This is a genomic window from Achromobacter sp. NFACC18-2, assembly GCF_900108985.1.
Classification (GTDB): domain Bacteria; phylum Pseudomonadota; class Gammaproteobacteria; order Burkholderiales; family Burkholderiaceae_B; genus Achromobacter.
In genome coordinates this window covers 320,371-329,946 of sequence record NZ_FNYM01000007.1, presented here as the reverse complement: position 1 = coordinate 329,946, position 9,576 = coordinate 320,371, and the positions used below count along the sequence as shown (strand labels likewise).

At 67.2% G+C, this 9,576-nt stretch carries 10 protein-coding genes and 1 tRNA gene; 8 read left to right on the top strand and 3 right to left on the bottom strand.

All coding sequences use genetic code 11. The features are described 5' to 3' along the window. A partial coding sequence (locus BMW75_RS13760; protein ID WP_139208531.1) for an integrase core domain-containing protein occupies positions 1-301 on the top strand: 301 nt, incomplete at its 5' end. A gap of 69 nt (positions 302-370) precedes the next feature. On the opposite strand, the gene BMW75_RS13755 is transcribed toward BMW75_RS13760, so the two are convergent. Beyond that, complete coding sequence (locus BMW75_RS13755; protein ID WP_092580006.1) at positions 371-1,285, bottom strand: c-type cytochrome; 915 nt, start codon at positions 1,283-1,285, stop codon at positions 371-373. Positions 1,286-1,512: 227 nt separating this feature from the next. Between BMW75_RS13755 and BMW75_RS13750 the strand changes: the two genes are divergently transcribed. Further along, positions 1,513-1,587 (top strand) — tRNA-Arg (locus BMW75_RS13750). Between the two features lie 152 nt (positions 1,588-1,739). Here the strand turns inward: BMW75_RS13750 and BMW75_RS13745 are convergent. Beyond that, positions 1,740-3,029, bottom strand: coding sequence for a DUF2254 domain-containing protein (locus BMW75_RS13745; protein ID WP_092580004.1), 1,290 nt, complete (start codon positions 3,027-3,029; stop codon positions 1,740-1,742). A 115-nt stretch (positions 3,030-3,144) separates the two neighbouring features. Continuing rightward, positions 3,145-3,390, bottom strand: a complete 246-nt coding sequence (locus tag BMW75_RS13740; RefSeq protein WP_056327580.1) for a hypothetical protein — start codon at positions 3,388-3,390, stop codon at positions 3,145-3,147. Between the two features lie 213 nt (positions 3,391-3,603). On the opposite strand from BMW75_RS13740, the gene BMW75_RS13735 reads away from it, so the two are divergent. The 6 genes from BMW75_RS13735 (at position 3,604) to BMW75_RS13710 (ending at position 9,569) form a co-directional block, all read left to right on the top strand. Continuing rightward, positions 3,604-4,728, top strand: a complete 1,125-nt coding sequence (locus BMW75_RS13735) for a cupin domain-containing protein (protein ID WP_092580002.1) — start codon at positions 3,604-3,606, stop codon at positions 4,726-4,728. 73 nt (positions 4,729-4,801) lie between these two features. Continuing rightward, positions 4,802-5,713 (top strand): fumarylacetoacetate hydrolase family protein, encoded by a 912-nt coding sequence (locus tag BMW75_RS13730; RefSeq protein ID WP_092580000.1) that lies wholly within the window; start codon positions 4,802-4,804, stop codon positions 5,711-5,713. Between the two features lie 9 nt (positions 5,714-5,722). Further along, positions 5,723-6,484: a GntR family transcriptional regulator gene (locus tag BMW75_RS13725; RefSeq protein ID WP_092579998.1), complete on the top strand. Its 762-nt coding sequence runs from the start codon at positions 5,723-5,725 to the stop codon at positions 6,482-6,484. Between the two features lie 38 nt (positions 6,485-6,522). Continuing rightward, on the top strand, positions 6,523-7,437 hold the full coding sequence (locus BMW75_RS13720) for a LysR family transcriptional regulator (protein ID WP_092579996.1): 915 nt from the start codon (positions 6,523-6,525) through the stop codon (positions 7,435-7,437). A 140-nt stretch (positions 7,438-7,577) separates the two neighbouring features. Further along, positions 7,578-8,570: a Bug family tripartite tricarboxylate transporter substrate binding protein gene (locus tag BMW75_RS13715; protein ID WP_092579994.1), complete on the top strand. Its 993-nt coding sequence runs from the start codon at positions 7,578-7,580 to the stop codon at positions 8,568-8,570. 54 nt (positions 8,571-8,624) lie between these two features. Continuing rightward, the gene (locus tag BMW75_RS13710) at positions 8,625-9,569 is read left to right on the top strand and encodes a M14 family metallopeptidase (protein WP_092579992.1); all 945 of its coding nucleotides are present in this window, start codon (positions 8,625-8,627) and stop codon (positions 9,567-9,569) included. Positions 9,570-9,576 lie beyond the last annotated feature (7 nt).

The following is a 9,576-nucleotide window of genomic DNA, read 5'->3' as shown; positions in this document are numbered from 1 at the left end:
CCAATCGCTGGTGCACCACTCGGATCGAGGAATCCAGTATTGCTCAACGTACTACCAGCGCCTGCACGCGCGGCACGGCATCCGTTGCTCAATGACTGACGGCTACGACTGCTACCAGAATGCCTTGGCAGAACGGGTCAACGGCATCCTGAAGGGAGAGTTGTTGCTCCACAGGCCCGCTGATCTGGCCCAAGCCCGGCTCATGGTCAAGCAGTCCGTCGATATCTACAACACCGAGCGACCGCACCTGTCCCTACAATGCAAAACACCCGATGAAGTTCATCGGGTGTTCAGTCCGTAGCCTGCTACGGATACCGTGCCGTAGGTGTCAACCTATGGCAGGACGGGTCACTGTCTTGCCGGCGGGGTATTACTGCGCGGCATTCACCATGAACTGCACGGCCGCACGGATGTCGTCTTCCGAGGCGTTGGCCGCGCCGCCCTTGGGAGGCATCGCGCCCTTGCCCGTCATGGCGACTTTCACCATGGCGTCCATGCCGGTGCTGATGTAGGGGGCCCAGGCGGCCTTGTCGCCGAACTTGGGCGCATTGGCCACGCCCGTCGCGTGGCACGCGAAACAGACCGTCTTGTAGAGCTGTTCGCCGGCCGGGTTGACGGCGGCGGTTTTCTGCTCGGGGGCGGGGGCCTGCGCGGCGGCAGCGGGTGCGGGTGCTGCGGCAGCCGGTGCTGCGGCGGCTGGTGCCGCAGCCGGTGCGGCAGCCTGTGCGGCGGGGGCGGCGCCGGCGTCGGCTTCCTTCTTGGCGCCGTCTTCAGCAGGCGCAGCGGGTTCGGGCAGCGAGGCGCCGGACTTGTTGGCCATGTACACCACGGCGCGCGCGACTTCGTAGTCGGACAGGGCCGGGTTGCCGCCCTTGGCGGGCATGCCGCCCTTGCCGTGCAGGGCGACCTTCAACATTTCGTCGTAGCCGGCCTTGATGAAAGGCGCCCAAGCGGCGTTGTCGCCCAGCTTGGGTGCGCCCGCCACGCCGGCGGTATGACAGGCCGTACAGACGGTGGCGAAAACCTGTTCGCCGGTCTTGAAAACTTTGGGGGCGTTGGCGTCAACGAGCTCGAATCCGGCAACCGGCGCGATCCGCCGGGCAATGGCTTCACCGGACAGGGCATCCGAACCGGCGTTGGTCTTGGTGCCGGTGACGACCATGTTCACCAGTAGGATGATGATGGCGATGGGCACCACGAAAGCGAGGACGATCGTGACGATCAGTTGCTTCGGGGTCTTGATGGGGGAGGAGTGCTCTTCTATGTGTTCCTGCTCGTTGCTCATGACCAAATCCTGCTAACGGGTGGGGCGCCTGGCGGCGGCAACAGAAAATCAGTACTGCACAAGTCGGCGGCAAACCATGCCCGCCTGCAAGCAAACGCTGGATTATATAACGGTGTCAGGGACGCCGGTCCAATGACACTGAGCGGGTTTTCGCGGAGATTGACGGAAGATTTGATCCACTTCATGCAGATCCCGCAAAAGTGGGTACAATACCGCCTCCTTGCGCTGCGCCCGTAGTTCAATGGATAGAATGAGAGTTTCCGAAGCTCTTGATACAGGTTCGATTCCTGTCGGGCGCGCCACCAGATCAATGGGTTGCGTGGATCTTCGGTCCACCTTGCATCCATCTCTTGCCCCCACGTCGCCAGATCCTTGCTCCCTCCGAGCGCAGCCTGGCGGCGCATAGCGAGCCGCAGGCTTCGCGTTCCATCCTTCCCCCCGGTTTGCCGTGCCTTCAATGCGCTTCGCGTCGCAGCAGCGGTTGCGCCAGCTCGCGGATCCGGCGCTTGTCTTCGTCCAGCACCAGCGCGTGCTCGGCGTGTTGGAGCAAGCGTGCGGCATGGCGCGACGCGGCCGCTTTGAACAGGGGCGGATTGATCTGCGCAAGGCTCAGGAGCGCCTTCGTCATGCGCGTGTCGACTTCCAGCAGACCCGCGCCGTCACGCGCGATGGGGCCGAAAAAATCGTCGAACAGATCGTCCACATCCAGCGGGTGCACGTAGATGCGCTGGCAGTCGGGGTCGGCCTCCGGTGGCGAGTCGGGCGGCTGCCCCCAGCAGGTCAGGCTTCTTACGCCCCGGCCAATGACGTCTATCGCCGTGCCGGGGTCATTCACGGCCGGCGACAAGGCGCGGGACGCGATTTCGGACAGCACCGACAAGCCGAAGCGCGGGTCGTGCTCGAACGTGCGATGCGTTCCCAGGGTGATGGCGCCGAGAATGGCTTCGTGCAGGGCCTCGCGCGCGGCGGGCTCCTCGCCGGGTTGGGGAACGATCCACGCCAGCGCCATGCCGGCATGGGCGAATCCGCCCGGCAGGACGTCAAGGTAGATCGAGGCCTGATGTTCACGCGCGATCCGGCCCAGCGCCTGCACGTCGACGTGCTGCACATAGCCCGTCCGGTCGCATGACACGGCCTGCGCCGACGCGGGGGGCAAGCCTGACGCCGGATAGGGGGTGCCGCCCAGGTAAGGCCATTGAACGCGGTGGCGGAGGGCGTCGATGGTTGCGCTTTCGACGCGGTCGATGGTTTCGCCGACCCGTCCCAGCTTGGACAGATGGTCGATCCAGCGCAGTAGCGTGTAGACGATCAGGATCACCACCGCAATCGTCACCGTGAACAGCAAGACCCGCCCTTGCGCGCCATAGGCCCCCGTGCTCAGCGCAATGAGGCCCACCAGGCTGAACAGGAACGAACCGATGAACGTCGCCAGCGCGTTCTGCGTGGTGGTGTCCTGCATGACAAGGGTGGTTGCGCGAGGCGTCACGCCGGTGCTTGCCGCGCCGTAGGCCGCCACCATGGTGCTGAGCGAAAAGGTGGTCACCGCCAGCATGCTGGACGCAATGATGCCCAGGATCTTGTCGACCGCGTCGGCACCGATGCGGGCGGGCAAGGTTTCAGGAATGGCGCCCTTGAAAATGATGGCAAGCAGCGCGGTGGCGACGCCCAGCAATGAGAAAAGACTGGCCCTGAACCAAAGGCGCCTGGTCAATTGCCTGAGCGCCCAGCGCCAACGAGCAATCATCTTTTCTCCTTTGCGTGACAGGTCGCGGGGCCGTGCGCCGCGCCCGGTGGAACGATTCCGTGCTGCGAGCGTACCACCCGCTGCGCGCTCGTCCCTCGGGGCGGCGGCCCGGGGACTAATCGTCCAGCGACGGCACCGTGCCGATCTGCATCAGGATGCGCGGCGATTCCATGTCGCCGGTTTCCTTGTCGATCATGACTTCATAGGCGGCGACGCCCGCGAACTTGGAGGCCATGGAGTTTGCGATCCGGATGGCTCCGAATTCGCTGCTGGCCGGACGGATTTCCCCGGGGGCGACGCCATTGGCGGCGGCGCGGTAGGGAACGACAATGTACTGAACGAGATGAGCAGCTTCTGACACAGGAATTCTCCCCTGGACGACAGTTGGTCGGGCGAGCGAAATGTATCACGTCGCACTGTGTTTTTGTACAGTATTCTCAGTGTTGCGGCCAACTATTTTTCCCGCGCAGGCCTGCTACAGGAAAACCCCTAGCAACTTGGGATTGCCCGCCGACCAGACCGCCTCTTAATATTTTCGAAAATCCTCAGTGTTTTATAAAACCAGGGGCAAGCGATGGAAGCGAACCGCTACGACGCCTACCGCGAGCACACGGCGGGCCGAGCCAATGTGGCCGACTCGCCGGAGCGGGTGGCTTACTACCAGGACCTTGCGCGGCTGGAAACGGGCGCGCTCTGGACGGTGGCGAACAAGATCGAGCCCTGGGCGCCGCGGTCGGCATCCGTGCCCGTGGTCTGGCGTTACCAGGACCTGCGCGGCCATGTGCTGCGCTCGGCCGAGCTGGTGTCTCCCGAAGAGGCGGGCCGGCGCGTCATCTACCTGAACAATCCGGGCCGGCGGGACGTGGCGGCGGCGGTGGGCTGGCTGTATTCCGGCCTGCAGGTCATGCAGCCGGGCGAGCTGGCGTCCGCGCACGCGCATTCGCATTCCGCGCTGCGGTTCATCATGGAAGGCCAGGGCGCGTACACCGTGGTGGACGGCCACAAGATGACGCTGGGCGCGAACGACTTCGTGCTGACGCCGAACGGCACCTGGCACGAGCACGGCGTGGCCGAGGACGGCACAACCTGCATTTGGCAGGACGGGCTGGACATTCCGCTGGTCAATGCGCTGGAAGCGGGCTTTTATGCCGTGCATCCCGACCTGAACCAGACCGTGACGCACCCGGTCGACGACACCAGCGGCGCGTGGGGCGGGGTGGCGCTGCGGCCGCAGGTGTCCGGCTGGACGAAGCCCTATTCCCCGCTCTTCAAATACGAATGGGAGCCCACCTACGAGGCCCTGCGCCGCTACGCGCGCACGACCGCGGGCAGTCCCTACGACGGCATCCTGCTCGAATACGTCAACCCGGCCACGGGCGGCGCCGTCATGCCGACCATCGGCGCCAGCATGCAGTTGCTGCGTCCCGGCGAACACACCCAGGCGCACCGGCACACCGGCAGCTTCATCTACCAGGTGGCCAAGGGCAGCGGCTTTTCCGTGATCGACGGCAAGCGCTACGACTGGACCGAGCGCGACATCTTCTGCGTGCCGTCCTGGGCCATCCACGAGCACGCCAACCTGTCGTCCAACGATGATGCCTGCCTGTTCTGTTTCAACGACCTGCCCGTCATGCGCTCGCTCGCCCTGTACCGCGAGGAAGCGGTACAGGACAACGGCGGCCATCAACGACTGATTTAGATGCTTCCGATGCCTGCGCGCCGCCGCGACGCGGCGGACGTTCCCCCCACACTTTGACTTTCTGGAGTTCTCGATGCGCCTGGTGACCTTTCGCGCTCATCCCACCGCCGCCGCCCGCCTGGGCGCGCTGGTCGACGGCTATGTGGTCGACCTTTTCCTGCTGGGGCAGGAGGGCGGGGTGGACCTGCCCGACGACATGCTGGACTTCATCGACCTGGGTCCGGTCGCGGTGGCGCAGGCGACGCGGCTGCTCGATACGTTCCGCGGCAACTGGCCGGTGGGCACGGCCTTGCCGCAGGACAACGTGAAGCTGCTGGCGCCCATCCCGCGCCCGCGCAAGAACATCTTCGGCATCGGCCTGAACTATGTCGAGCACGTCGCCGAATCCAGCCGCACGCTGGACACGTCGGCCGACCTGCCCAAGCAGCCGGTGATCTTTTCCAAGCCGCCCACCACGGTGATCGGGCCGGGCGACGCCATCGAGCACAACGCCAGGATCACGCAGCAGCTGGACTGGGAAGTGGAACTGGCGGTGATCATCGGGCGTCGCGCCTCGCGCGTGGCCGAGGCCGATGCGCTGTCCCATGTGTTCGGCTATAGCGTGATGCTGGACATGAGCGCGCGCGACTGCCGGCGCGCCGGCCAGTGGATCTATTCCAAGGGCCAGGACACCTACGCGCCGTTCGGCCCCTGCATCGTGACGGCCGACGAAATCCCGGACCCGCAGGTGCTGGACTTGTGGCTCACGGTCAACGGCGAGAAGAAGCAGGGCTCCAATACCCGCCACATGCTGTTCAAGGTGCCGTTCCTGATCTCCGACATCAGCGCGGGCATCACGCTGGAGCCGGGCGACATCATCGCCACCGGCACGCCGGAGGGCGTGGGCGCGGGGCGCAAGCCGCAGGAATTCCTGTGGCCGGGCGACGTGGTCGTCGCCTGCGTGGAAGGGATCGGCACGCTGCGCCATCCGGTGGTGGCCGTCTAGGAGCGCAGCGTGAAGCCCCGAATCAAGGCGCCGCGCGCGGACGCGGTCGCGGCCGCGCATGGCGACGCGCAGGTCGAAGACATCACACTGTCCGAACAGATCTACCGGCAGCTGCGCCGCGACATCATGCGCGGCGCGTTCGCGCCGGGCCAGTCGCTGCGGCTGGAGCTGCTGCGCCAGCGCTATGGCGGCAGCTTTTCGCCCATCCGCGAGGCGCTGAACCGGCTGCGCAGCGAACGCATGGTGCTGACCACCACGTCGCGCGGCTTCCGGATCGCGCCGCTGTCCGTGGAGGAAATGCGCGATGCCTGCGAAACCCGCATCCTGATCGACTGCGACGCGTTGCGGCGTTCGCTCGCCAACGCGGACGACGCCTGGGAGGCGTGGCTGGTGGGCGCGTTCCACGCGCTGGCGCTGGCCGCGCGGCGCGCGGACGACGCGCCCGTCCTGGACCAGGAGCGCGAGGACGCGCTGGAGGCCCGCCACCAGGATTTCCACCAGGCGCTGATCGGCGCCTGCCGGTCGCCCTGGCTGCTGGACCTGTCCGCCCAGCTTTACGCGCAGACCGAACGCTACCGCCGGCCCGCGCGCGCCCAGGCCATGGCCTATGGGTCCGAACGCGACGTCGATGACGAACACCGCGCGCTGCTGGATGCCGCGGTCTCGCGCGATGCCGACCGCGCGGTGGCGCTGTTGGCCGCGCACTACCGCAAGACGGCGCAGGTCATCGAGCGCATCCTGACCCTGCCCGCGGGTCAGCAAGCGGCCTAGTTCCGCACCGATCGCGCGATGCCGTAAGCTTTCGGTCCATGGCAGACCTCAAACTCCTGGAAGACCTGATCGCGCTGGCGCAGACCGGCAGCTTCGTGCGCGCGGCCGAATTGCGCCACGTGACGCATCCCGCCTTCGGCCGCCGCATCCGCGCGCTGGAAGCGTGGGCCGGCACGGCGCTGGTGGAGCGCCAGCGCCTGCCGGTGACGCTGACGCCGGAAGGCGAGACGCTGCTCAAGACCGCGACGCAGGTGATCGAGCAGATGGGACTGGTCCGCCATCGCATCCGCAGCTCGGGCGCGGGCGGCGAGGCCGTGCTGCGCATCGCCACGGGGCGCAGCCTGGCGCGCACGCTGGTGGCCGACTGGATCGCGCGGCTGCGGCACCGCGCGCCCAAGGTGCTGACCGACGGCACGCAGGTGGAACTGTCCACCGGCAAGGCGCAGGACCTTGTGATCCGTCTGGAACAGGGCAAGGTAGACCTGCTGTGCTGCTACGAGCATCCGGCGTTGTCCGTGCCCCTCAGCCCGTCGCGCTATCGCTACATGACGCTGGCGACCGACAAGCTGGTGCCGGTCAGCCAGATGGACACGCGCGGACGGCCGCGTTATCTGCTGCATGAGGGCGGCGCGCCCGTGCCGCTCATTACGTACACGGGCGGCCTGGCGATGGAGCGCATCGTGGGCGACAGGCTGGAGGCCACGCCTTACGCCCTGACGCCCTTCGTGCGCAGCGATTCGCTGGACGCCGCGCATGGCGCGGTCGCCAAGGGCGTGGGCGTGGCCTGGCTGCCCTGGTCCATGGTCGCGGCCGATTGCCGGCGCGGCGCGCTGGCCGCGCTGGGCGGGCGCAGCGATGAGATCGCCTTCGAGGTCCGCCTGTATCGCCCGCGCGCCCGGCTGACGGACCTGGCCGAAGCCGCCTGGGAAGCGACCGCCAACCGCAAGGCCTGACTTGCCCGACCCAAAACCGGATTAGCACAAAGATGTGCCGTCTTGGCACGGACGGGGCCGGGGGCGCGCTCGAAAATACCCTCCGAAACTCAAACGAGACGGCTACGCCGTCCACCCACAGCACCCCAAGGAAGAAAACCATGAAGTCCATCCTGCACCCGATGCGCGCAGCGCTCGTTTCGCTCTGTGCCGCCTCGGCCCTTGCCGCCGTGCCCGCCGCCAGCGCGGCCGACTATCCCTCCCGCAGCATTTCGCTGGTCGTCGGCTACCCCGCAGGCGGCAGCCTGGACCTGACCGCGCGCCTCTTGGGCGAAGAACTGGGCAAGCGCCTGGGCCAGACGGTCGTGGTCGAAAACGTCGGCGGCGCAGGCGGCACGATCGGCGCGCAGCGCGTGGCGCGCGCCGCGCCGGACGGCTACACCATCTTCCTGGGCTCCACCAACGAGATGGTGATCGCCCGCATGATCAACACCGCCGTGAAGTACGACAGCGCCAAGGATTTCACGGCGCTGGGCATCGTGGCGTCGCAGCCGATGCTGCTGGCGGCCAGCAAGAATTCGGGCGTGAAGACCGCTGCCGAGTATCTCGAAAAGCTCAAGGGCGCGGCGCCGGGCACGTTCAACTACGGTTCGTCGGGCGTGGGCACGACCTTGCACCTGGCCGGCGAAATGATCAATGAGGCGACGGGCACGCGCGCCGAGCACGTGCCTTACCGCGGCGTGTCGCCGCTGGTGACCGACCTGATGAGCGGCCAGCTCGATTTCGGCATGCTGGTGCTGTCCTCGGGCCTGCCGCAGGTGCGCAGCGGCAACATCGTTGCGCTGGGCCTGACCGAGAACAAGCGTTCGCCCGCCGCACCCGAGATCGCGCCGCTGGCCGCAACCAAGGGCTTCGAGTCGGTCGACATCAACCTGTGGTTCGCGCTGTATGGCCCCGCGGGCCTGCCCGAGCCGGTCGTGGCCAAGCTGCGCGCCGCGCTGGATGAATCCCTGAAGTCCGACCAGTTCCGCTCCAAGCTGCAGGACGCCGGCGGCGAAGTGGCCAAGCCCGGCATCGATCCGGTGGCCTTCCAGGCTGAAGAAACCAAGAAGTACGGCGCGCTGGTCAAGGCCGCCAAGATCGAGGCGCAGTAAGGCCGCGCCGCAAAATCACGACATCGCAACACCAGGCATCAAGCGGATATCACCATGGAATTCAAGCTTCCCGTTCCCGACCTCGCCGCCGAGCGCGCCGGCAATACCGACACGCCCGGCGTGTGGCATTTCGATTCGGGCGTGCCGGGACGGGCGCTCATGGTGACCGCGCTGGTGCACGGCAACGAGCTGTGCGGCGCGTGGGCGCTGAAGGACCTGCTGGCCTCGGGCCTGCGCCCGCGGCGCGGCAGCCTGACGCTGGCGTTCTGCAACCTGGATGCGTTCGACCGTTTCGACCACGCGAACCACGATGCGTCGCGCTTCGTGCAGGAAGACATGAACCGTGTCTGGAGCGCCGAGCGCCTGGACAACCCCACCACGCCGGACCGCCAGCGCGGCGCCGCGCTGCGCCCCTGGGTGCGGCGCGCCGACTGGCTGCTGGACCTGCATTCCATGCACGAACCCGGCGCGCCGCTGCTGCTGACGGGCGTGCTGCCGCGCAATATCGCCCTGGCCCGCCGCCTGAAGGCGCCGCAGCACGTGATCGTCGACGCCGGCCACAAGGACGGCGTGCGCATGCGCGACTTCGAGCACTTCGGCGATCCGGCGCGGGAAGACGCCTGCGCGCTGCTGATCGAATGCGGGTTCCATGGCGACCTGTCGTCGCGGGACGTCGCGCGCGACATGGTGGCGCGGATGCTGGTGGAGTCGGGCGTGGCCGATGCGTCGGACCTGCCCGAAGGCTGGCTGCTGGCCGACCCGGCGAGCCAGCGTGTCCTGGAAGTGACGGACGCCGTGGTGGCGCCCTCGATGAACGTGCGCTTTGCCGGCCCGTGGTCGGGACTGGAAACGTTTGAAAAGGCCGGGACGACCATCGGCTGGGCCGACGATCAGCCGGTGGTCACGCCCTACGACCATTGCACGCTGATCATGCCGTCGCTGCGCCAGCTCAAGCCGGGTGTGACGGTGGTCAGGCTGGCCCGCGATTACGCGGGCTGAGGGCGGC

Excerpts from the sequence above, each read along its gene's own strand:
- BMW75_RS13755 (WP_092580006.1), bottom strand. The coding sequence starts at position 1,285 with ATGAGCAACGAGCAGGAACACATAGAAGAGCACTCCTCCCCCATCAAG.
- BMW75_RS13745 (WP_092580004.1), bottom strand. The coding sequence starts at position 3,029 with ATGATTGCTCGTTGGCGCTGGGCGCTCAGGCAATTGACCAGGCGCCTT.
- BMW75_RS13735 (WP_092580002.1), top strand. The coding sequence starts at position 3,604 with ATGGAAGCGAACCGCTACGACGCCTACCGCGAGCACACGGCGGGCCGA.
- BMW75_RS13730 (WP_092580000.1), top strand. The coding sequence starts at position 4,802 with ATGCGCCTGGTGACCTTTCGCGCTCATCCCACCGCCGCCGCCCGCCTG.
- BMW75_RS13720 (WP_092579996.1), top strand. The coding sequence starts at position 6,523 with ATGGCAGACCTCAAACTCCTGGAAGACCTGATCGCGCTGGCGCAGACC.
- BMW75_RS13715 (WP_092579994.1), top strand. The coding sequence starts at position 7,578 with ATGAAGTCCATCCTGCACCCGATGCGCGCAGCGCTCGTTTCGCTCTGT.
- BMW75_RS13710 (WP_092579992.1), top strand. The coding sequence starts at position 8,625 with ATGGAATTCAAGCTTCCCGTTCCCGACCTCGCCGCCGAGCGCGCCGGC.